A 21,234-nucleotide genomic window follows, 5' to 3' on the forward strand; every position below is an offset into this window, starting at 1 on the left:
CTGGCCGTCGCGCACGATGCCCCTCAGCGCCGCGTCGGCACTGGGATAGAGCTTGTTCATCAGGATGCCTCCGGGAGAGCGAGGGGAAGTCCGAGGCGGGAAGATACTACGTAATGCGTTACGTAGTCAGTACGTAGAATCAACTAGCGGCGAACCCTGCCGCTGTCGAGGGACAAAGATGAAGCGACCGAGCGACGATGAACTCGTCAGCCGCCTCGAAGCGACGTACGCCCGGGTCGCTGCGCCTTTCGTGCAGTCGCTGAACCTGCGCGTGGTCTCGGCGACGAAGACCGAGTCGGTGCTGGCGCTGCCGATCGTGCCGCACCTGGTGCACGGCGGCGGCGTGCTGTGCGGGCAGGCGATGCTCGCCGCGGCCGACACCGCGATGGTGCTCGCGCTGTCGGCGTGGTTCGGCGAGTTCCGGCCGATGACCACCGTGCAGCTGAGCACCAGCTTCATTCGCCCGGTGCCCGGCGACGCCGGCGAGGCCTTGGTCGCCTGCCGCATCCTGCGCTGCGGCAAGTCGCTGGCCTTCGGCGAGATCGACCTGAGGCTCGCCGACGGCACGCTGTTCGCACACGCGACCACCACCTACGCGCTGCTGTGACGTGAGCGTGCCGCCACTGGACTACCGCACGGCGTTCGACCTGGCGCCGATCGGGCTGGTGCTGTCGCGCAACCGGCTGATGGTCGACTGCAACCGGCGCGTGCTCGAGATGTTCGGCGCCGAGCGCGAGCAGCTCGTCGGGCGCTCGTTCGAGGTGCTGTACCCCACGCACGAGGAGTTCGAGCGCACCGGCGAGCGCATCGTCGCCAGCCTCGACCGCGACGGCTGGTACGCCGACGACCGGGTGATGAAACGCGTCGACGGCCCGCGCCGCGGCGAGCTGTTCTGGTGCCACGTCTCGGGCCGCGCGCTCGACCCGGCGCGCCCGCACGCCGCCGGCATCTGGGCTTTCGAGGACCTGTCGTCGCGGCGCGTGCTCAAGGTCGAGTTCACCGCGCGCGAACGCGAGATCGCCGCGCTGCTGATCGAGGGGCTGACGAGCAAGCTGATCGGCAAGAAGCTGGCGATCAGCCCGCGCACCGTCGACGTCTACCGCGCGCGGCTGATGCGCAAGGTCGGCGCGGCCACCACGCCCGAGCTGGTGCAGAAGCTGTTGAGCGCCTGAAGCAGCCCCGCCCGCCGGGCCGCGGCGCCCGATGGTCGCGCCCCTGCGCGGGCCGCTCGGGACACGGGCGCGCCACAGGTAATCCCTAGGTCGCCATCGTGTCTTTAGTTATATAAATTAACTAATGATCTGAATCAACGGCCGCGACACCCGCCGGCCCGCCAGGCCGGCACCCCCCACCGAGGAAGGAGACCACGACCATGCTTCCCCATGCTCTCGGCGCCACCGCACTGGCGGTGGCCGCGCTCGCGGTCCTGCCGGCCGCGACGGCGCAGGCACGCAGTCCGTTCGGGTTCGACACCTACAGCTTTCCTCCGTCGGCCGCCGATGCCGTCTCGCTGACCGTTCGTGCGCCGTCGCACGCGACCGCGCGGCAGGTCGCCGTGTTCCTCAACGGCAAGGACGTCACCGTGTCACTGCAACCGGTTCCGGACACCGACACGCTGGCCGGCACCGTGACCGGCCTGGTGCCCGGCGCCAACACGCTCGAGCTGCGGCCGCGCGCCAACGCCGCGGCGGTCGCCCGGCTGAAGGTGCACGTCATCACCGCCGCCGACTGCAACAGCGCCCGCCTCGGTTCCGACATCGACCCCGCATCGATCGGCGAGCCGGTCTCCGCCGTGACACTGACCAGCACCACCTGGACCGCCGCCACGGCGTCGAACCAGGCCTTCTGCCGCGTCAACGGCAGCATGGCGCCGATCGACCCGGCGGCACCGAACATCAACTTTGGCACCACGCTGCCCGCACGCTGGGCCTACCGCTACGCGCAGATGGGCGGCGGCGGCATGAACGGCTCGATTCCCGCGCTGGCCGGGGCCGCCTACAACAACCGCGGCATGGCCACCGCGGGCAGCGACTCGGGTCATCAGTTCGTCGGCGGCAACGCCTGGGCGCTGAACGAGGAGGCGATCAAGAACCTCGGCTACATGCAGATGAAGAAGACCTACGACGCCGCCCGCGTGCTGCAGCAGCGCGCCTACGGTGCGGCGCCGCAGCACACCTACTGGTTCGGCAGCTCGCAGGGCGGCCGCGAGGGCCTGACGATGGCCCAGCGCTATCCAGAGGCCTTCGACGGCGTCTCGGTGCAGGTGCAGATCGTCAACTTCTCGTCGCTGATGCTGGGGCCGGTGCTGCTGCGCCAGCAGGAGATCGCGCTGGCCAACTGGGTGACCCAGGCCAAGCGCACCGCGATCGCGACCGAGGTGATTCGCCAGTGCGACGGCCTCGACGGGCTGTTCGACGGTCTGATCAACAACTACCAGGCCTGTCGAGCGATCTTCGACGTCAACCAGGGGACGCCGAACCGCCAGCCCTGGGCCGCCAAACGCTGCCCGGGCAACATCGACCCCAACCCGGCGGACACCTCGGCGAACGCCTGCCTGACCGACGGGCAGATCGAGACGCTGCAGTTCACGCACACGCCATATCTGTTCGCGACCCCGCTGGCGCACGACAACCCGCGGTTCGGCATGTGGCTGCCCGGCACCGACCCCGGCGGCAGCGGGCTGATCGTGCCGACGCGCTACCGCGGCCAGGAGGGCGCGGCCGCCAACGCCCCGCTGTACACCCACCTGGGCATCGTGGGCGTCACCGGCTTCCTGTTCCAGGACCTGAACGCCAACGCGCTGGACTACGTGGAAGGCGGGCCGCTGAACGACCGGCGGGTCGAGATCTCGGCCTGGCTGGACGCCACCGACCCGGACCTGCGCCCGTTCAAGAACCGCGGCGGCAAGCTGATCTCGGTGATCGGCACCAACGACACGCTGGCCTCGCCGGGCGCGCAGCTGGACTATTACCAGTCGGTGCTCGACACCATGGGCCGAGGCTCGGTCGACCAGTTCGCGCGGCTGTGGGTGCTGCCGATGACCAACCACGGCCTGGGCGGCAGCAGCTACAACGTCAACGGCGCCGGCGAGCCGAATGCGCCCTTCCCCATCCCGAACGGTCACGACCGGGTGACGATGATCGTCGACTGGGTCGAACAGGGCGTCGCGCCGCCGAAGGCGCCGACCGTCACCGCCGGCGCACGGTCGCTGCCGATGTGCTCGTACCCGGCGTATCCACGCTACCTCGGCGAGGGTCGCCCGGCGACCGAGGCCGCCTCGTACGAGTGCACCGTCGACTGACGCGCAAGGACCCGCCGCGGGCCCGGCAGCAGCAACTGCCGGGCCCGTGCCGATCGTCGGCGACTGGGTTGCGGACGGGCGGGTACACTGACCGTCGATGGCCAGTCCTCGCAGCAGCGACGGTGCCCCGACGCCGGTCGACCAGTCCTCGCTGGCGCATTTGCTCGGCTACCACATGGCCCAGGCCGACATCCCGGCCAAGGCCGCCTTCTACAAGTACATCGGTGAGCCGCTGGCGCTGCGGCACGTCGATTTCACGATCCTGATGCTGGTGCGGTCCAACCCCGGCATCACTCAGAAGCAGCTGTCGCAGACCCTGGCGGTCTCGGCGCCGAACATCACCACGCTGCTCGAGCGCATCGAGTCCAAGGGCCTGATCGAGCGCGTCCGCTCCGACGCCGATCGCCGGCTGCAGCACGTGCGATTGACACCTGCCGGTGCCCGCATCGCGAAGCGCTCGTACGAACTCTCGCTGGACTGCGAGCGCGAGATGCTCAAGCACCTGACCGCCGGTGAACGGGCCCTGCTGCTGGAGCTGCTCGACAAGGTCGCCAGGCACCGGCGCGTTTGACGGACACGCGCTTGCCTGGCGGTGCGCACCCGTGGCAGGCGCGCTGACGGCCCGCCGGCCGTCGGCGGCGTCGGTGCAGGCGGCTTGCCCGGCTCGTGTCGCGCGCCACGCCGGGGCGATGCATGATGTAGAGCACGCGTTACGAAGGCCGCCGCGATGATCACCGTCCACCACCTGGAAAACTCGCGCTCGCAGCGCGTGCTGTGGCTGCTCGAGGAGCTCGGCGTGGGCTACGAGATCCGGCGCTACGCGCGCGACCCGAAGACCCTGTACGCGCCGCCCGAACTGCGGCGCGTGCACCCGCTGGGCAAGAGCCCGGTGATCACCGACGGCGACGTGACCGTGGCCGAGTCGGGCGCGATCGTCGAGTACCTGCTCGACACCTACGACGCGAAGGGTCGCCTGCGCCCGCCGCCGGGCACGCCCGAGCGGCGCCGCTTCACCTACTGGCTGCACTTCGCCGAAGGCAGCGCGATGCCGCCGCTGCTGATGAAGCTGGTGTTCGACAAGGTGCGCCGCGCGCCGGTGCCGTTCTTCGTCAAGCCGGTGACGCGCGGCATCGCCGACAAGGTCATGGCGAGCTTCGTCACGCCCAACCTCGAGCGCATGTACGCGTTCATGGAAGGCGAACTGGGCGAGCGGGCCTGGTTCGCCGGCGACGCCTTCAGCGCGGCCGATGTGCAGATGAGCTTTGCGCTCGAGGCCGCGGCGCAGCGCGGCGGGCTCGACGCGCGCTACCCGCGCCTTCGCGACTGGCTCGAACGCGTCCACGCGCGCCCGGCGTACCGCCGTGCACTCGAACGCGGCGGGCCGTACACGATCGCCGACTGACGCCGCGTCCGACGTGGCGCCACGCGGGCGCCGTCGGCGCAAGCCGCCGCCCACCGGCCGGTGGATCGGCGCCGCTCGTGCGTCGATCCGCGACCGCATGGTCGCGGCCGCAACGGCCGCACCACCACGGGCGCGCAAGCCACGACGTCGACGAGGCGGCACGAAGGCGGCGGGAAGGCGGCATGACATCCGACGCCCTGGCCCGTCAAGACCTCCTGGGCGCAGGTCGTCCCGGAACCGCCGGCACGCCGTCAGTGCCTCGCGGCGCCGCCGCCGAACTCACGCCAGGGCGGGCGAGCGCGATCGCCGCCGGCCGGCCCCGCGCCGCCTGCCGCGCCGGCAGTGGCCGCGCCCGCCGGCTGCGGCGGTGCGGCCACCGGCTGCGGCGGTGCGGCCACCGGAACGACGACACGGAACACCGCGCCGCCTTCGTCGCGGTTGCCGGCGTCGATGCGCCCGCCCATCGCGGTGACGATCTGCCGGCTGATCGCCAGGCCCAGCCCGGCGCCCTGCCGGCGCGCGCGGCCCTGCTCGCCTTGCGCGTAGGGCTCGAACAGGCGATCGAGGTCGGCCGCACTGAGCCCGGGGCCGTCGTCGAGCACCTCGACGCACAGCTCGCGCCGCCCTTCGCGCTCGCGCGCCTCGGCACGCACCGCCACCGGCCCCCGGCGCGCGAACTTGACCGCGTTGTGCACCAGGTTCTGCACCACCTGTTGCAGCCGCGTCGCGTCGATCTCCAGCGTCGCCGGCATGCGCTGCACGTCGCGTTCGAGCCGCAGGCCGCGCGCGCGCGCCGCCAGCTCGCCCGGCGCCAGCGCCTGCGTCCAGAACGCCGCCATCGACGTCGGCTTCACGTCGAGCACCAGCGGTGCGCCGAGCAGCTGCTCGTAGGCCAGTGTGTCGTCGAGCACCTGCCGCAGCCCCTGCGAGCTGCGGGCGATCGCGTCGAGCAGCTTGTCGCGCAACGCCGGGTCGTCGTGCTCGCGAAGCATCTCGGCGCCGGCGCTGACCGCGCCGAGCCCGCCGCGCAGTTCGTGCGACAGGTAGGCGAGGAAACGCCCGCGCGCGGCGGTGGCCTGCTCGGCCATCCGGCGTGCGTCGCGCTCGAACTCGCGCGCCGCGCGCAACCGGCGGTTGCCGCGCGCCAGCAGGTACAGGTAGCCGAGCAAGGCAGCGAGCACCGGCAACGCGATCGACGCGACGCGGGCCCAGTCGGTGCCCGCTTTCACCTGCACCGTCATCCAGCGCGACTGCAGCATCGCACGATCGCTGTCGTTGAGCGCCTCGAACCCGCGGTGCAGCAGCCGGGTGAGCTCGGGCAGCCGGCGCGGCACGGCGAAGTACAGCTCGCTGTCGCCGCCGCGCACGATGCCGGTGATGCGCAGCTGGCCGGCGAAACGTCGCTCGATCAGGTCGTTGATCACCGTGATGTTGCCCAGCCCGACCTGCGCCGCGCCTTCGGCCACCGCCGCCAGCACCTGGTCCTGGCGGTCGAGCTCGACGAGCTGGATGCCCGGGTGGCGCGCTCGCAGTTCGGGGATCAGGAAGTGCGCGCGCAGCAGCGCGAGCCTGCGCAGCCCGACCTGCGCGGTGTCGGTGACCGCGGCGCCGTCGACCGCGGTGAACAGCGCGGTGGGCACGCTGGCGAAGGGACCGACGAAGTCGACGTCGCGCCTGCGCAGCGGCGTGCGCGCAACGCCGACGACGACCTCGATCGAGCCGGCGAGCGCGCCGTCGTAGACCTCGGCGAAGCTGGCGCCGATCTCCTGGACGATCTCCAGGCCGACCTTGCCGGCGGCCAGCCGCAGCGCATCGGCGCCGAGCCCCTGGAACTCGCCGAGCGGGCCGCGCTGCGTGAACGGCGCGAAGTCGGCGTCGTAACCGACGCGGATGCGCCCGTGCTGCCGCAGCCAGGCGCGTTCGGCCGCGGTGAGCTCGACGGCAGTCGGCGGCAGCGGCACCAGCGCGCCCGCGGGCAGCCAGCGCTCGGCAAGCCGCGAGCGGTCGGCCGCGGTCACCGACTCGATCGCCCGGTCGAGAATGGCGCGCAGCTCGGGCAGGTCGCGCCGCACCGCGGGCCCGAGCGGCGCGGCACCCGGCCCGAGGTTGCGCCGCAGCTCGACGTTGGCCAGCAGGTTCTTCTCGACGTGGAACACGACCTCGTGCTGGAAGCCGATGAACAGGTCGACCTGACCGCCGGCCAGCGCGCGCAGCGCCTCGTCGGCGCGCTCGTAGGTGTGCACCGCGGCCTGCGGGTGCCGATCGCGCAGCAATGCCAGCGCCGCCGAGTCGGCCACCGCGGCGACGCGCCGGCCGCCGAAGTCGGCGGTGGGCGACACGTCGGGCACGTCGCGACGCGCGGCGAGCACCAGGTTGGTGGTGAACGCCGCTCGCGTGTACAGCGCGGCGTCGGCGATCTGCGGCAGCGGCGCGGCGAACGGCAGCATGTCGATCTCGCCGCGGCGCAGCGCGTCGAGCGCATCGGCGAAGCGCGGCACGTGCCGGTACTCGAAGCGCAGGCCGCTGCGCTGCGACCACAGGTCGAGCATCTCGACGACGAAGCCGTGCGGGTGCCCGCTGCGCTCGTCGTTGAAGTAGTACGGCGGGAACTCGCGCGTCAGCGCGACGCGCACCACCGGGTGGGCGGCGACCCAGGCACGCTCGCGTTCGGTCAGCGCCAGCGTCTGCGCCGCGGCGGCGTGCGCGAACACGACGCACAGCAGTGCCGGCGCCCACCCCCGCAGCCACGATGCCCAGCGTTGCCACTTCGTCGAGCCCGCCACCGGCGCCACCCCATCCAGGCCCCCTGAGGGCCTGCATGGTGCCAATGTACGCGACCCGTGGCGATGCGTCGTCGCCGGGCCGCGCCGCAACGACTCAGTGCCCGGGACGCCGCGAGCCAGCCGAGCGCGCGGGCCTCAGTTCAACCGACGACCGCGCGCAGCCAGTCGGGCAGCGGCACCGACTTGCCGCGCGGAAAGTCGACCCACACCGTCTTCGCGCCGCCGCTGGCGTAGATCACGCCGGGTTCGTCGGTACGCTCGAGGGTGATGTAAGTCTCGAAGCTGGAGCGCCCCGGCTTGGCGACGTAGTGGCGCGCGAGCACGTCGCCGGGGTACTCGAGCTGCTTGAGGAAGTTGCAGAACGCGTTGACGATCACCGGGCCGGTGCCCTGCGGGTCGGGAGGCCCGCCCAGCGAGTGGAGCCACTCGATGCGCACGATCTCCATGAAGCGGAAATAGACCGTGTTGTTGACGTGGCCCATCGCGTCCATGTCGCCCCAGCGGATCGGGATCACCGACTGGTGCACCAGCTTCTTGTGGTCGGGCAGGTCGAATCGCATCGTGTTTCAAGAGGTCGTGGTGTCGGGATCGATGCCCAGCTCGCCGGCAATGCGCTGCACGGTGGCGCGCAGCGCGTCGAGCTCGCGCGCAAGCCGCGCCTGTTCGGCCTTCAGCGCCGCGACCTCGCCGGAGCTCACGCCGCCGGCATCACCGCCCAAGGACTCGGCCGCGGCGGGCAGCGCGACGTCACCGCACAGGCGGTGCGCCCAGCGCGGCTCGCGCGCGCCCGGCGCGCGGGGCAGGCGCACGACGCGCGGCGGGTCCTTGGCCGCGAGCTCGTCGAGAAAAGCCTCGACCGACGAGATGTCGGCGAAGCGGTGAAGGCGCTCGCAGTTCAGCCGCAGTTCGGCCGCGGTCTGCGGCCCGCGCAGCATCAGCACCGCGAGCAGCGCCACCGCCGCACCCGGCACGCCGAGCACGCGAGGCGCGTTGTGCTCGAAGCGCACGACGCGGCTGCCGCTGACCTCGAACACCAGCGACAGCTCCTTCAGGCCGTCGACGGCGGTCAGCACCTCGGCGTCGGTGGCCGCGATCACCGGGTCGCGCGCCGTCTTCTGGTTGCAGCCGGCGACCAGGGCGTTCAGGCTCAGCGGGTAGGTGTCGGGCACCGTCGCCTGCTTCTCGACGAGCACGCCGAGCACGCGGGCTTCCAGCGGTGTGAGAGCACGCACTTGCGCCGACCCCGTCGCAAACCGATCAGGCGGACGCCGCGGATGCGGCCGCGCCGGCGGGCTGGCGTCGGCCCCGGGGGCTCGACAAGGCCGGTTCGTGGCCCTCGGGGCGGGCGCCGCAGGCGCTTCGGGGGTGGTTCATCCCTACACGCCGAAGCCGTCGTCGGCCGCGATCACGGCGCCGTTGACGAAGTGGCTCTCGTTGGCGCACAGCATCACGAGCACCGCGTCGAGGTCGCGCGGCTGGCCGACGCGCTTGCGCGGCAGCATCGCGACGAGCTTCTGCCCGGCGTCGGTGCTCCAGTGGTGGTGGTTGATCTCGGTGTCGATGTAGCCCGGGCACAGCGCGTTGACGTTGATGCCGAAGCGCCCCCACTCGAGCGCCATCGCGCGCGTCATGTGCACCACGGCGGCCTTGCTCATCGCGTAGACGCCGATCTGGCCGAGCACGCGCAGCCCCGCCATCGACGCGACGTTGACGATGCGCCCGCCGGTGAAGGTGCCCGGCGCGGCGCCGCGGCTGCGCGCGATCATGCGCTTGCCCACCTCCTGCGCGACGAAGAACGCGCCGCGCGTGTTGGTGTCCATCACGTAGTCGTAGTCGTCGGGCGTCACGTCGACCAGCTTCTGCGTCGTGCTGACGCCCGAGTTGTTGACCAGGATGTCGATCGTTCCCATCTCGGTCTCGGCGTGCGCCACCGCGGCCTTGATGCTGTCGGTGTCGGTCACGTCGAGGCCGACGACGTGCGCGTCGCCGCCGGCGGCCTCGATCTCGGCGCGCAGCGTCTTGAGCCGCTCGACGCGGCGCGCCGCGAGCACCACCGCGGCACCGGCGTGCGCGAGCGTGCGCGCGAACTGCGCCCCGAGGCCGCTCGACGCGCCGGTGACCATCGCCACGCGCCCCGACAGGTCGATCTGATACGTCATCGCGCTCTCCCGCACCCGAAGTCGCGGGCGACGATAGCACGCGCACGCGGCAGCGAAGCGGCGTCGCCGGGGAAAATAGCACGATCGTTCGTTTTTGTCGGTGACCGCTCTAGAATGCGCGTTTGACCGGCCCCGCACACCGCCCAAGGAGAAGCCCGCCATGTCGCCCGACGAGATCCTCGAGCAGTACGGCCCGCGCGAGTCGATGGCGTACGACGTGGTCGTCGTCGGCGCCGGCCCGGCCGGGCTGGCGTGCGCGATCCGCCTGAAGCAGCTCGACGCCGCGCTGTCGGTGGTCGTGCTCGAGAAGGGCTCCGCGCCCGGCGCGCACATCCTGTCGGGCGCGGTGATGGATCCGCGCGCGATCGACGAGCTGTTGCCCGACTGGAAGCAGCGCGGCGCGCCGCTCAACCAACCCGTGACCGCCGACCAGGTGCTGTTCCTGCACCGCACGACGGCCAGCGCGACGCCGCGCTGGCTGATCCCGCAGTGCTTCCACAACGAGGGCAACTACGTCGTCAGCCTCGGCGCCGTGACCCAGTGGCTGGCCGCACAGGCCGAGGCGCTGGGTGTGGAGATCTTCCCCGGCTTCGCCGCCGCCGAGGTGCTGTACGACGAACGCGGCGCGGTGCGCGGCGTGGCCACCGGCAACCTCGGCGTCGGCAAGGACGGCCGGCCCACCGACGCGTTCCAGCTCGGCATGGAGCTCACCGCCAAGTACACCGTGTTCGCCGAAGGCGCGCGCGGCCACCTGGGCAAACAGCTGATCGCGAAGTACCGCCTCGACGACGGCCGCGACCCGCAAAGCTACGCCATCGGCATCAAGGAGCTGTGGGACGTGCCCGCCGGCCAGGCTCGCCCGGGCCTGGTGGTGCACACCGCCGGCTGGCCGATGGACCCGAACACCTACGGCGGCGGTTTCCTGTACCACCTCGAAGGCGGCAAGGTCACGCTGGGCTTCGTCGTCGGGCTCGACTACCAGAACCCCTGGCTGAGCCCGTTCGAGGAGATGCAGCGCTGGAAGACGCACCCGGCGATCCGCGCGCACATCGAAGGCGGCAAGCGCATCGGCTACGGCGCGCGCGCGATCACCGCCGGCGGCCTGCTGAGCCTGCCCAAGCTGGTGTTCCCCGGCGGCGCGCTGGTCGGCTGCGACGCCGGCACGCTCAATGCCGCACGCATCAAGGGCAGCCACGCGGCGATCAAGACCGGCATGCTCGCCGCCGAGGCGATCGTGCCGGCGCTGGCCGCCGGGCGCGCCGGCGACGAGCTCGGCGGCTACCCCGAGGCGTTCGAGCGCAGCTGGCTGCACGACGAGCTGGCGCGCGCGCGCAACTTCAAGCAGTGGTTCAAGAAGGGCAACCTGGTCGGCGCGGCGATGACCGGCGTCGAGCACTGGCTGCTGCCCAAGCTCGGCGTGAAGACCCCGCCGTGGACGATCCACCGCCACGACCCGGACCACGTCCGGCTGTCGGCGGCAGGCCAGTGCGACAAGATCGCCTATCCCCGGCCCGACGGCGTGCTCACCTTCGACCGACTGAGCTCGGTGTTCATCAGCAACACCAACCACGAGGAGAACCAGCCGGCGCACCTGACGCTGAAAGACGCGGGCGTGCCGGTGGAGGTGAACCTCGCCACCTACGCCGGCCCGGAGAGCCGCTACTGCCCGGCCGGCGTGTACGAGTTCGTCGGCGTCGACGAGGGCGCGCCGCGGCTGGTGATCAACGCGCAGAACTGCGTGCACTGCAAGACCTGCGACATCAAGGACCCGACGCAGAACATCGTCTGGGTCACGCCCGAGGGGGGCGGCGGGCCGAACTACGCGGGGATGTGAGCGCCGCTCTCAGGCCCCGCGCCGCGTGATTCACGCGGGGATGTGAGCGCCGCTCTCAGGCCCCGCGCCGCGTGATTCACGCGGGGCCGCCGCGACAAGCCCGCACACTGCGCTCGCCGATGCGCGGCCGCGTCGCGGCGGCACGCTAGGATGGCCGCGCAGACTGCCCTGCCCGCCGCGATGAGTGCCGATCTCGAGACCGCCGCCGAACCGCAACGCCTGCGCCGCGTCGCGATCGACCCCGTCTCGCGCGTCGAGGGGCACGGCAAGGTCACGCTGCTGCTCGACGACGCCGGGCGTGTGCAGCAGGCGCGGCTGCACATCGTCGAGTTCCGCGGCTTCGAGCGCTTCATCCAGGGCCGGCCGTACTGGGAAGTGCCAGTGATGGTGCAGCGCCTGTGCGGCATCTGCCCGGTGTCGCACCACCTGGCGGCGAGCAAGGCGCTCGACGCGGTGGTCGGCGCGCCGACCGTCACACCCACGGCCGACAAGATCCGCCGGCTGATGCACTACGGCCAGGTGATGCAGTCGCACGCGCTGCACTTCTTCCACCTGTCGTCGCCCGACCTGCTGTTCGGCTTCGACGCCGAAGCGGCGCGGCGCCACATCGTCGGCGTCGCCGCGGCGCACCCCGGGATCGCGCGCCAGGGCGTCGCGCTGCGCCGCTACGGGCAGGAGGTGATCCGCGCCACCGCCGGCAAGCGCGTGCACGGCACCGGGTCGGTGCCCGGCGGCGTCAACCGCCACGTGTCGGCCGACGACCTCGCGCTGCTGCGCGCCGAGGTGGCGACGATGGTCGACCACGCCGAGCGCGCCGTCGACATCGCCGCGCAGCTGCACGCGGCGCAGCCGGCGCTGTACGACGGCTTCGCGAAGTTCCACTCGAACTGGCTGTCGATCGTGCGCGCCGACGGCGCGCTCGAGCTGTACGACGGCGCGATCCGCGTGCGCGACGCGGACGGGCGCATCCTCGTCGACGGTCACCCCTGCGCGCGCTACCTCGACCTGATCGAGGAGGAGGTGCGCCCCTGGACCTACATGAAGTTCCCTTACCTGCGCGCGCTCGGCGCCGACGCCGGCTGGTACCGCGTCGGGCCGCTGGCACGCGTGCAGAACTGCGACCGCATCGCGACCCCGCGCGCCGAGGCCAGGCGGCAGGAGTTCGTCGCCACCGGCGGCGGCGCGCCCGTGCACGCCAGCCTGGCGTACCACTGGGCGCGCATGGTCGAGATGCTGCACGCGATGGAGGTCATCGCCGCGCTGCTCGCCGACCCCGACATCGCCGCCGGCGAGCGCATGGCGGGCGACGCGTCGCTGGCGGTGCGCGCGGCCAACGGCGAGCGCGAGGGCATCGGCGTGATCGAGGCGCCGCGCGGCACGCTGATCCACCACTACCGCGTCGGCGACGACGACCTCGTCACCGCGTGCAACCTGATCGTCTCGACGACGCACAACAACCAGGCGATGAACGAGGCGGTGCGTGCCGTCGCGCGCGAGCGCTTCGACGGCCGCGCTGTCGACGAGGCGCTGCTCAACAGCGTCGAGGTCGCGATCCGCGCGTACGACCCCTGCCTGTCGTGCGCGACGCATGCGCTCGGGCGCATGCCGCTGGACCTCAGCGTCGTCGCCGCCGACGACACGCTGGTCGACCGCGTGCTGAAGGACGGCGACGGGCGCATCGAACGGATCGCCGGATGAACGAGGCGCGTGCGCCGCTGCTGGTGTTCGGCTGGGGCAACCCCAGCCGCGGCGACGATGCACTGGGCCCGCTGTTCGTCGAACGGCTGCAGCGCGACTGCGGCGACGACCCGCGCATCGCGTGGCTGACCGACTTCCAGCCGCAGGTCGAACACGCGCTCGACCTGGCCGGTCGCGCGCGCGTGCTGCTCGTCGACGCCAGCGTCGTGGCCGACGCGCCGTTCGCCGTCACGCAGCCGCGGCCGCACCGCGACGCCAGCTTCGGCACGCACGCGATCAGTCCGTCGGCGCTGCTACAGGCCTACGTCGACCTGCACGGCGGCGCCGCGCCGCCGCCGACGACGCTGCTCGCGATCCGAGGCGCGTCGTTCGAGCTCGGCGAGCCGCTCGGCGACGAGGCTCGGCGCCACCTCGGCGCGGCGCTCGAGTGGGGCCGGCGCTGGCTGCGCGGCGTCGCGGCGCCGGAGGACGCAGCGTGAACGAGCGCCGCCCGGCGGCCCCCGACGACGACGCCGCGGCGGTCGTCGACGCCGCGCTGGCGCGCCACGCGCACGACGCGCACCGGCTGGTGCAGATCCTGCGCGAAGTGCAGGCGCTGACCTGCTGGCTGCCGCGGCCGCTGCTGGCACGCGTGGCCGATGGCCTGGCATTGACACTGGCGCACGTCGAGGGCGTGGCCGGGTTCTACCGCTTCTTCCACCTGCGCCCGGTCGGGCGCTGGCACCTGCTGTTCTCCGACAACGTCACCGACCGCATGGCCGGCAGCGTCGAACTCGCCGACGAACTGTGCCGGCGCCTGCGCGTGCCGCTGGGCACGACGCGCGCCGACGGGCGCGTCAGCGTCGCACGCGCCTCGTGCACCGGCATGGCCGACCAGGCCCCGGCGCTGCTCGTCAACCACCACCAGGTGATCACGCGGCTCGACGCGCAGCGCGTCGCCGAACTCGCCGCGCTGGTCGAGGCCGACGCGCCGGTCGCGCACTGGCCGCCGGGCTGGTTCGTCGTCGACACGCCGATCCGCCGCGCCGACGTGCTGCTCGCGCAGGCCGCCACGCCCGGCGACGCGCTCGCCGCCGCGCTGGCGCGCACGCCGCAGGCGATGCTCGACGAGGTCAAGGCCTCGGGGCTGCGCGGGCGCGGCGGCGCGGGTTTTTCGACCGGCAGCAAGTGGCAGTACTGCCGCGACGCGGCCGGCGACGAGCGCATCGTCGTCTGCAACGCCGACGAGGGCGAACCCGGCACGTTCAAGGACCGCGTGCTGCTGGCGCGCCACGCCGACGACGTGTTCGAGGGCATGACGATCGCCGCCTGGGCGCTCGGCGCGCGCCGCGGCTTCGTCTACCTGCGCGGCGAGTACCGCTACCTGCTCGACCATCTGCTGGCCGTGCTGTCGCGCCGGCGCGCCGGCGGGCTGCTCGGCGCCGGCATCGGCGGCGCGCGCGGCTGCGACTTCGACATCGACATCCACCTCGGCGCCGGCGCCTACGTCTGCGGCGAGGAGTCGGCGCTGATCGAGTCGCTCGAAGGCCGGCGCGGCACGCCGCGCATCCGCCCGCCGTTCCCGGCCGAGCGCGGCTACCTGGGCCGCCCGACGGTGGTCAACAACGTCGAGACCTTCTGCGCCGTCACGCACATCGCGCGCCACGGCGGCACGTGGTGGGCCGGCATCGGCACGCGCCAGTCGACCGGCACGAAAATCCATTCGGTGTCGGGCGACTGCGAGCGCCCCGGGCTGTACGAGTACCCGTTCGGCACGCGCATCGGCCGCATCCTCGAAGACTGCGGCGCACGCGACACGCAGGCGGTGCAGGTCGGCGGGCCGTCGGGCGCGTGCCTGTCGGCGTTCGAGTTCGGCCGCCGCATCGCCTTCGAAGACGTGCCCACCGCGGGCGCGTTCATGGTGTTCGACCGCTCGCGCGACATGTTCGAGGTGGCGCGCAATTTCTCGCACTTCTTCGCGCACGAAAGCTGCGGCTTCTGCACCCCGTGCCGCGTCGGCACCGAACTCGTCGTGCGGCGCATGGACAAGCTCGCCGCCGGGCGCGGCTCGCGCCACGACATCGACGTGCTGTTCGAACTCGACCGCCTGCTGCACACGACGACGCACTGCGGGCTGGGTGCCACGGCGTGCAACCCGCTGCGCGACACGATCGCCAAGTTCCGCCCGGCCTACGAACGCCACCTGCTGAGCCTGCACTTCGAGCCGGCGTTCGACCTCGACGCCGAGCTGTCGGTGGCGCGCCAGCTGACCGGGCGCAGCGACGCCGGCGCCTTCCTGGAGCGCAAGTGATCGACCTGCGTCGCGCATTCGTCCGTGCGCACGGGCCCGCGTTGCCGGCGCACGTCGATGCGCCGCGACGGCCCGTGGCTGCACAGGTCGCCGCGGTGTCGCCGCCGGCGGGGCGGGGAGACATGCAGGGCCAGCGCTCCCGCCGGCGTCGGCTCGCTCGGCCTCTGCCAGCGCGGTGCGCGCGGGCGGGGATGTCCGGGCCCGGCCCATCGCGCGTCGCGCCACGCTGCCCGGAGCCCCGGACGTGACCGACACGGCACCCCCCCGCTTCACGCTCGACGGCGACGAAGTCCCGTTCACGCCGGGCGAGACGATCATCGAAGCCGCGGCCCGCGCCGGGCACTGGATCGCGCACCTGTGCTGGCACCCCGACTTCGCGCCGCACGGCTCGTGCCGCGTGTGCCAGGTCGAGGTCGACGGCCGCGCGGTGACCGCGTGCACCACACGTGCGCGCGACGGCCAGCACGTCGTCAACCGCAGCGCAACGCTCGACGCGATGCGCAAGACGCTGCTGCAGATGCTGTTCGTCGAGGGCAACCACTTCTGCCCGAGCTGCGAGAAGAGCGGCAACTGCCTGCTGCAGGCCACCGCGTACGAAATGGGCATGGAAGGCCCGCACTTCGAGGAGTTCTACCCCGACCGCCCGGTCGACGCGAGCCACCCCGACGTGCTGCTCGACTTCAACCGCTGCATCCTGTGCGAGCTGTGCGTGCGCGCCAGCCGCGACGTCGACGGCAAGCACGTGTTCGCGATCGGCGGCCACGGCATCGGCGCCAGGCTGCTCGTCGACAGCGCCAGCGGCCGGCTCGTCGACACCGACATCGCGCCGGGCGACCGTGCGCTCGAGGTCTGCCCGGTCGGCGTGATCCTGCCCAAGCGCCGCGGTTTCGCGGTGCCGATCGGCGAGCGGCGCTTCGACGCGCAGCCGGTGTCGGCGCAGCCGCACCCGCTGCCGTCGACGAAGGACCCCCGGCCGTGAGCGACACCGCGCTGCCGCACGCGCCGCGCAAGCTGCGCCTCGCCACGGTGTCGCTCGCGGGCTGCTTCGGCTGCCACATGTCGCTGCTCGACATCGACGAGCGGCTGTTCGAACTCGTCGAGCACGTCGAGTTCGACCGCTCGCCGCTGACCGACATCAAGCACGTCACCCACTGCGACATCGGCCTGGTCGAAGGCGGACTGTGCAACGCCGAGAACGTGCAGGTGCTGCGCGAGTTCCGCGCGCAGTGCAAGACGCTGGTCGCGGTCGGCGCGTGCGCGATCACCGGCGGGCTGCCGGCGCTGCGCAACCCGCTCGACGTCGGCGAGCTGCTGGTCGACGTCTACCGCGAGCGTGCGGGGCTCGCATCGGGCAGCCGCGTTCCCGACGACCCCGAGCTGCCGCTGCCGCTGAACCGCGTGCACCCGATCCACGAGGTGGTGCACGTCGACTACTTCCTGCCCGGCTGTCCGCCCGGCGCCGACGCGTTCTGGCAGTTCCTCACCGACCTGATGGCCGGGCGCACGCCGCGGCTGGCGCACGGGTTGATCCGCTACGACTGACGCGCCGCCGCGGCGGCGGCGTGATGCCCCGAGGCGGCGAGGCGGTCGACCGTGAAGGCGTGATCCGCGTCGAGCGCGCCGCGCAGCTCGCGCGCGAACAGCCGCGCCGCCGCGGCGCCGACCAGCGGCACGTCGCACCGCACGCGCACGCGCCAGGCCAGGTGCGTGCACCCCGGCCCGCGCTCGACGACGTCGCCGCGGCAGTGCGCGCGCAGCGGCAGGCGCGCCGGCTCGACGTCGAGCTGCGCCTCGGCGCGCTGCGGCCCGCGGCGGTACCAATGGCTGCGCTGGTGCAGCGCCTGCGCCCGCTCGGCGAAGCCGCGTGCCCAGGCCGGCAGGGCCGCCGGCACGACGGCCCGGATGCGCTCGAGCTCCACGTCGATCGTCACAGCGTCGGCGTGGAAGCGCAGGATGCGTGGCGGCGCGCCGTCGAGCGCACGGTACTTGCTGTCGACGTACTCGCGCCGGCCCAGCGCCAGCCACAGCGCGCCGAGCCCGGCCGGGTAGTCGTGCTCGAGCGCAAAGGCGACCTCAGCCATGCGCGCCGCGGCGCAGCGTGGCGGTCGCGTCGACCGCCACGGCGCCGTCGCAGGCCAGCACCCACAGCCGCACGCGAGCGTCGCCGGCCACGGCGCCGCACAGCGTGAGTGCCGCGCCGTCGAACAGCGGGCGCAGCGCGCGGAACTCGAACGTGTCGAGCACCGCGTCGGGGCGGTGCTCGCGCAGCAGTTCGAGCAGCAGCGTCGCCAGCAGCGGACCGTGCACGACCAGCCCCGGGTAGCCCTCCACGCCGGTCGCGAACGCACGGTCGTAGTGGATGCGGTGGCCGTTGAAGGTCAACGCCGAATAGCGGAACAGCAGCACCGCGTCGGGCGTGGCGCGGCGCTGCCACTGCGGCACCGCCGGCGGCGCCATCGGTGGCGGCGACGCGCCGCCGGGCCGCGGCGCCTCGCGGTAGACGATGTGGTGCCACTCGCACAGCGCCGGCGCGGCGTCGCCCTCGGCGCGGATTTCGTGGCGCACGGTGACGAACACCAGCGCGCCGCTGCGTCCGTGCCTGCACCGCACGTCCTCGACCGTCGACTCGCGCTCGATGCGCTGGCCGACGCGCAGCGGCCGCGCGCCGAACTCGAAGCGGCTGCCGGCCCACATGCGGCGCGGCAGCGCCACCGGCGGCAGGAAGCCGCCGCGCCGGGCGTGACCGTCCTCGCCCAGCTCGCTGGCGCGCGGGTGCGGCAGGAAGTACAGCCAGTGCCACAGCGGCGGCAGCGCGTCGCCGTCGCGCACCTCGCGCGCCGGGCGGTCGAGCGTGGCCGCCAGCGCCGCCACCGGCGCGGCGGTGACCCGGTCGCGCGCGCGCTCGCTGCGGCCGATCCAGGCCGACAGGCCGGCCTCGTCACGGTCGTCCTCGGGCGAGGTCATCGTTCGGTCGTCGTCGGGGCCACCGGGGCGGTGATACTGCGCATTGCCCCACCATCGTATCCGCCATGGCCCGTTGGTCCCAGGACGCGCTGAACCCCGGCGTGCGCAAGCGCGAGGTGTTCGGCTGGGCGATGTACGACTTCGCCAACTCCGGCTACACGACGGTCGTGCTGACCGCGGTGTTCAGCGCCTACTTCGTCGGCGGCGTCGCCGGCGGCGCGAGCTGGGCCACGCTGGCCTGGACCTCGGCGCTGGCGCTGTCGAGCCTGATCGTGATGGCGACGATGCCGGCGATCGGCGCCTACGCCGACCTGCGCGGCGCGAAGAAGCGCCTGCTCGCGCTGTCGACGCTGGGCTGCGTCGTGACCACCGCGGCGCTGGCACACGCCGGGCCCGGCCAGGTGGCCTGGGCGGTCGCGGCGATCGTGCTGTCGAACGTGTTCTACAGCTACGGCGAATCGCTGATCGCGGCCTTCCTGCCCGAGCTGGCGCGCGATAGCAGCCTCGGTCGCGTGTCGGGCTGGGGCTGGAGCTTCGGCTACTTCGGCGGCATGCTCACGCTGGGGCTGAGCCTGGGCTACGTGATCTGGGCGCAGGGCCGGGGGCTGCCGGCATCGCACTTCGTGCCGGTGACGATGCTCATCACGGCCGGCGTGTTCGCGCTCGCGTCGCTGGCCACCTTCGCGCTGCTTCGCGAGCGCGCGCGGCCGCAACCGGACCCGGCGCACGAGGCGGGGCTGCGGGCGTCGCTGCACCGGCTGCGGCACACCTGGCGCGAGTCGCGGCGCTTCCGCGACTTCAGCGCGCTGCTGGCCTGCGCGGTGGCGTACCAGGCGGGCATCTCGGTGGTCATCGCGCTGGCCGCGGTGTACGCCGAGCAGGTGCTGCAGTTCCGCCAGACGCAGACGATGGCGCTGATCTTCCTCGTCAACATCGCCGCCGCGGTCGGCGCCTTTGCCTGGGGCTACGTGCAGGACCGCATCGGTCACCGACCGGCGCTGGCGGTGACGCTGGCGGGCTGGATCGTGATGACGGTGCTCGCCGCGCTGGCCACCGGCCCGGGGCTGTTCTGGGTCGCCGCGGTGATCGCCGGGCTGTGCATGGGCAGCAGCCAGTCGGCCGGGCGTGCGCTGGCCGGCGCGCTGTCGCCGGCGGCACGGCGCGCCGAGTTCTACGGCCTGTGGACCTTCGCGATCCGGCTGTCGGCGATCCTCGGGCCGATGACCTACGGCCTGGTCACGCTGCTCAGCGGCGGCAACCACCGGCTGGCGATCGCGTCCACCGGCGCCTTCTTCGTGCTCGGACTGGGGCTGCTGGCGCTGGTCGACGTGCCGCGCGGCATCGCGGCAGCGGCGCAAACCGCTGCGCACGCGCCGCGCGCGCCGGCGCGCTGACGACACCGCCGCCCGATGGTCGAGCCCAAGTCGCAGATCCACTTCCTCGACGTCCTGCGCGGCGCGGCAGCCTGGCTCGTGGTGTGGGACCACCTGTTCGCCATCTACCCCGAACGGCTCGGCACGACGCTGACCGTCGTCGATGCGGTCAACCGATGGGTCAACCAGCCGCTGGGCCTGATCCAGAACTTCGGCTGGTTCGGCGTGTGCCTGTTCTTCCTGATCAGCGGCTTCGTCATCACGCATGTCTCCCTGCGCGAGACGGCCGCCGAGTTCGCGCTCAAGCGCGCGCTGCGCATCTTTCCGCTGCTCGCGCTGGCGGTGCTGCTGTCGGTGGCGCTGGACGAGAACGCGCGGCAGCAGGCCAGCCCCGCGGCGGTGCTCACGAGCATGCTGCTGGTCAACTACTGGATCCACCCGCAGGTGGTGCTCGTCGGCGTGGCGTGGACGCTGGCCATCGAGGTGCTGTTCTATGCGTGGGTGCTGCTGTCGTTCCCGTTGCGCCGCTGGCCCGCCGCCAGGGCCGTGCTGCTGCTCGGCGCGGTGATCGCGACGGTGCTGACCGCACGGCAGTTCGGCCACGGCTACTTCCTGTTCGCCGCCACCGCGGCCTACCTGCCCTACCTCGCGGTCGGCCAGGTGCTGTACTTCGCGCTGCACCAGCGCTCGATCGGGCCGGCACTCGCCGCGGGCCTGCTGGTGCTGGCTCACGTCGCCCTGGTGCTGGGGCTGCGGCAGATCCACGTGCAGTTCCTGCCGCTCGACAACTCGTACCTCGTCAGCTTCCTGGCCGCGATGGCGGTGTTCCTGCTCGCCTGGGCGGTCAACGACCGGCTGCGGCCCGGGCCCGTCGTTCGTGCGCTCGCCGACACGAGCTACTCGGTGTACCTGTTCCACGGCATCGTCGGGTTCTACCTGCTCGATCGCTGGGTGCCGCACCTGGGACTGGCGTCCGCGCTCGCCCTCACGGTGCCGGTGATGTTCGCCTTCGTGCTGCTCGTGCACCACACGGTGGAGAGGCCGCTGCTCGCGCAGGCGCGCCGGCTCGCGGCCCGGCTGCGCTCGCACGCTGCGGCCGCGAACGCCCCATGAGCCGCACGGGCGGCGGTGCCCGGCGCACACGGCGCATCGGAAATCGCCGGCGCGAACGCGTACACGCGCCCTTGCGTTCGATCGCTAGAGCCGCGGGCCATCGGCATCGCCGGCAACGCACCGCACGCCGTCAGGATCGCGCCGGGGGTCGCCGTGGCGCGCTGCGGCGCGCCGCCCCTCAGCAAGTGGTTGGCGCAGACCCTCGGCGTCGCGCAGGTCGCCGGCCCCGGCGCGCGTCGCGGGCCCGATGCCGGCAGGCGCTCGCCGCGCCATCGCAGCAGCGCGCGCTTGGCGGCGAGGTCGTCGCGCGGCGCCGC

19 protein-coding genes are annotated in these 21,234 nt (G+C 72.8%); 13 read left to right on the forward strand and 6 right to left on the reverse strand.

Annotated features, from left to right (window positions below; translation table 11 throughout):
• The first annotated feature begins 178 nt into the window (after positions 1-178).
• From PKC53_RS01680 to PKC53_RS01700, 5 genes are all read left to right on the forward strand, one after another.
• On the forward strand, positions 179-607 hold the full coding sequence (locus tag PKC53_RS01680; RefSeq protein WP_324425645.1) for a PaaI family thioesterase: 429 nt from the start codon (positions 179-181) through the stop codon (positions 605-607).
• Between the two features lie 7 nt (positions 608-614).
• On the forward strand, positions 615-1,172 hold the full coding sequence (locus PKC53_RS01685; protein WP_324425873.1) for a LuxR C-terminal-related transcriptional regulator: 558 nt from the start codon (positions 615-617) through the stop codon (positions 1,170-1,172).
• A 200-nt stretch (positions 1,173-1,372) separates the two neighbouring features.
• Positions 1,373-3,301 (forward strand): DUF6351 family protein, encoded by a 1,929-nt coding sequence (locus PKC53_RS01690; RefSeq protein WP_324425647.1) that lies wholly within the window; start codon positions 1,373-1,375, stop codon positions 3,299-3,301.
• Between the two features lie 97 nt (positions 3,302-3,398).
• On the forward strand, positions 3,399-3,872 hold the full coding sequence (locus tag PKC53_RS01695) for a MarR family winged helix-turn-helix transcriptional regulator (RefSeq protein ID WP_324425649.1): 474 nt from the start codon (positions 3,399-3,401) through the stop codon (positions 3,870-3,872).
• 156 nt (positions 3,873-4,028) lie between these two features.
• Positions 4,029-4,703, forward strand: coding sequence for a glutathione S-transferase (locus tag PKC53_RS01700; RefSeq protein ID WP_324425651.1), 675 nt, complete (start codon positions 4,029-4,031; stop codon positions 4,701-4,703).
• A gap of 251 nt (positions 4,704-4,954) precedes the next feature.
• Here PKC53_RS01700 and PKC53_RS01705 read toward each other — a convergent pair whose 3' ends face one another.
• From PKC53_RS01705 to PKC53_RS01720, 4 genes are all read right to left on the reverse strand, one after another.
• Positions 4,955-7,486: a transporter substrate-binding domain-containing protein gene (locus tag PKC53_RS01705; RefSeq protein WP_324425653.1), complete on the reverse strand. Its 2,532-nt coding sequence runs from the start codon at positions 7,484-7,486 to the stop codon at positions 4,955-4,957.
• 140 nt (positions 7,487-7,626) lie between these two features.
• Positions 7,627-8,046, reverse strand: coding sequence for a thioesterase family protein (locus PKC53_RS01710; RefSeq protein WP_324425655.1), 420 nt, complete (start codon positions 8,044-8,046; stop codon positions 7,627-7,629).
• A 6-nt stretch (positions 8,047-8,052) separates the two neighbouring features.
• On the reverse strand, positions 8,053-8,718 hold the full coding sequence (locus PKC53_RS01715; protein WP_324425657.1) for a YceH family protein: 666 nt from the start codon (positions 8,716-8,718) through the stop codon (positions 8,053-8,055).
• A gap of 144 nt (positions 8,719-8,862) precedes the next feature.
• On the reverse strand, positions 8,863-9,645 hold the full coding sequence (locus PKC53_RS01720; RefSeq protein ID WP_324425659.1) for an SDR family oxidoreductase: 783 nt from the start codon (positions 9,643-9,645) through the stop codon (positions 8,863-8,865).
• A 160-nt stretch (positions 9,646-9,805) separates the two neighbouring features.
• On the opposite strand from PKC53_RS01720, the gene PKC53_RS01725 reads away from it, so the two are divergent.
• The 6 genes from PKC53_RS01725 to PKC53_RS01750 all read left to right on the forward strand — a co-directional run bounded on the left by PKC53_RS01725 (position 9,806) and on the right by PKC53_RS01750 (position 17,009).
• A complete protein-coding gene (locus tag PKC53_RS01725) occupies positions 9,806-11,479 on the forward strand; it encodes an electron transfer flavoprotein-ubiquinone oxidoreductase (protein ID WP_324425661.1) in 1,674 nt (557 codons plus the stop codon).
• 180 nt (positions 11,480-11,659) lie between these two features.
• Positions 11,660-13,177 carry a Ni/Fe hydrogenase subunit alpha gene (locus PKC53_RS01730; RefSeq protein WP_324425663.1) on the forward strand — a complete coding sequence of 506 codons (1,518 nt, stop codon included), beginning with the start codon at positions 11,660-11,662 and terminating at the stop codon, positions 13,175-13,177.
• Positions 13,174-13,656: a hydrogenase maturation protease gene (locus PKC53_RS01735; protein WP_324425665.1), complete on the forward strand. Its 483-nt coding sequence runs from the start codon at positions 13,174-13,176 to the stop codon at positions 13,654-13,656. The genes PKC53_RS01730 and PKC53_RS01735 overlap by 4 nt, the downstream gene beginning before the upstream one ends.
• A complete protein-coding gene (locus PKC53_RS01740) occupies positions 13,653-15,467 on the forward strand; it encodes an NAD(P)H-dependent oxidoreductase subunit E (protein ID WP_324425667.1) in 1,815 nt (604 codons plus the stop codon). The genes PKC53_RS01735 and PKC53_RS01740 overlap by 4 nt, the downstream gene beginning before the upstream one ends.
• Positions 15,468-15,711: 244 nt before the next feature.
• The gene (locus PKC53_RS01745; protein ID WP_324425669.1) at positions 15,712-16,446 is read left to right on the forward strand and encodes a 2Fe-2S iron-sulfur cluster-binding protein; all 735 of its coding nucleotides are present in this window, start codon (positions 15,712-15,714) and stop codon (positions 16,444-16,446) included.
• Complete coding sequence (locus PKC53_RS01750) at positions 16,443-17,009, forward strand: NADP oxidoreductase (protein WP_324425671.1); 567 nt, start codon at positions 16,443-16,445, stop codon at positions 17,007-17,009. Before PKC53_RS01745 ends, PKC53_RS01750 begins: the two co-directional genes overlap by 4 nt.
• Here PKC53_RS01750 and PKC53_RS01755 read toward each other — a convergent pair.
• Positions 17,000-17,548 (reverse strand): DUF2505 domain-containing protein, encoded by a 549-nt coding sequence (locus tag PKC53_RS01755; protein ID WP_324425673.1) that lies wholly within the window; start codon positions 17,546-17,548, stop codon positions 17,000-17,002. The two genes, PKC53_RS01750 and PKC53_RS01755, sit on opposite strands and share 10 nt — an antisense overlap.
• Positions 17,541-18,431 (reverse strand): MaoC family dehydratase N-terminal domain-containing protein, encoded by an 891-nt coding sequence (locus PKC53_RS01760; RefSeq protein WP_324425675.1) that lies wholly within the window; start codon positions 18,429-18,431, stop codon positions 17,541-17,543. The genes PKC53_RS01755 and PKC53_RS01760 overlap by 8 nt, the downstream gene beginning before the upstream one ends.
• 65 nt (positions 18,432-18,496) lie before the next feature.
• Here PKC53_RS01760 and PKC53_RS01765 point away from each other — a divergent pair, with 65 nt between their 5' ends.
• Together PKC53_RS01765 and PKC53_RS01770 are read left to right on the forward strand one after the other, a co-directional pair.
• Entirely contained in the window at positions 18,497-19,825 is a 1,329-nt protein-coding gene (locus PKC53_RS01765; RefSeq protein ID WP_324425677.1) for an MFS transporter, read from the forward strand.
• A gap of 15 nt (positions 19,826-19,840) precedes the next feature.
• Positions 19,841-20,917, forward strand: a complete 1,077-nt coding sequence (locus PKC53_RS01770; protein WP_324425679.1) for an acyltransferase — start codon at positions 19,841-19,843, stop codon at positions 20,915-20,917.
• The last annotated feature ends 317 nt before the right edge of the window (positions 20,918-21,234 follow it).

The organism is Azohydromonas sp., assembly GCF_035325925.1.
Lineage (GTDB): Bacteria > Pseudomonadota > Gammaproteobacteria > Burkholderiales > Burkholderiaceae_C > Calidifontimicrobium.

Excerpts from the sequence above, each read along its gene's own strand:
- PKC53_RS01730 (WP_324425663.1), top strand. The coding sequence starts at position 11,660 with ATGAGTGCCGATCTCGAGACCGCCGCCGAACCGCAACGCCTGCGCCGC.
- PKC53_RS01755 (WP_324425673.1), bottom strand. The coding sequence starts at position 17,548 with ATGGCTGAGGTCGCCTTTGCGCTCGAGCACGACTACCCGGCCGGGCTC.
- PKC53_RS01700 (WP_324425651.1), top strand. The coding sequence starts at position 4,029 with ATGATCACCGTCCACCACCTGGAAAACTCGCGCTCGCAGCGCGTGCTG.
- PKC53_RS01680 (WP_324425645.1), top strand. The coding sequence starts at position 179 with ATGAAGCGACCGAGCGACGATGAACTCGTCAGCCGCCTCGAAGCGACG.
- PKC53_RS01770 (WP_324425679.1), top strand. The coding sequence starts at position 19,841 with ATGGTCGAGCCCAAGTCGCAGATCCACTTCCTCGACGTCCTGCGCGGC.
- PKC53_RS01695 (WP_324425649.1), top strand. The coding sequence starts at position 3,399 with ATGGCCAGTCCTCGCAGCAGCGACGGTGCCCCGACGCCGGTCGACCAG.
- PKC53_RS01735 (WP_324425665.1), top strand. The coding sequence starts at position 13,174 with ATGAACGAGGCGCGTGCGCCGCTGCTGGTGTTCGGCTGGGGCAACCCC.
- PKC53_RS01725 (WP_324425661.1), top strand. The coding sequence starts at position 9,806 with ATGTCGCCCGACGAGATCCTCGAGCAGTACGGCCCGCGCGAGTCGATG.
- PKC53_RS01760 (WP_324425675.1), bottom strand. The coding sequence starts at position 18,431 with ATGACCTCGCCCGAGGACGACCGTGACGAGGCCGGCCTGTCGGCCTGG.
- PKC53_RS01720 (WP_324425659.1), bottom strand. The coding sequence starts at position 9,645 with ATGACGTATCAGATCGACCTGTCGGGGCGCGTGGCGATGGTCACCGGC.
- PKC53_RS01690 (WP_324425647.1), top strand. The coding sequence starts at position 1,373 with ATGCTTCCCCATGCTCTCGGCGCCACCGCACTGGCGGTGGCCGCGCTC.
- PKC53_RS01765 (WP_324425677.1), top strand. The coding sequence starts at position 18,497 with ATGGCCCGTTGGTCCCAGGACGCGCTGAACCCCGGCGTGCGCAAGCGC.
- PKC53_RS01710 (WP_324425655.1), bottom strand. The coding sequence starts at position 8,046 with ATGCGATTCGACCTGCCCGACCACAAGAAGCTGGTGCACCAGTCGGTG.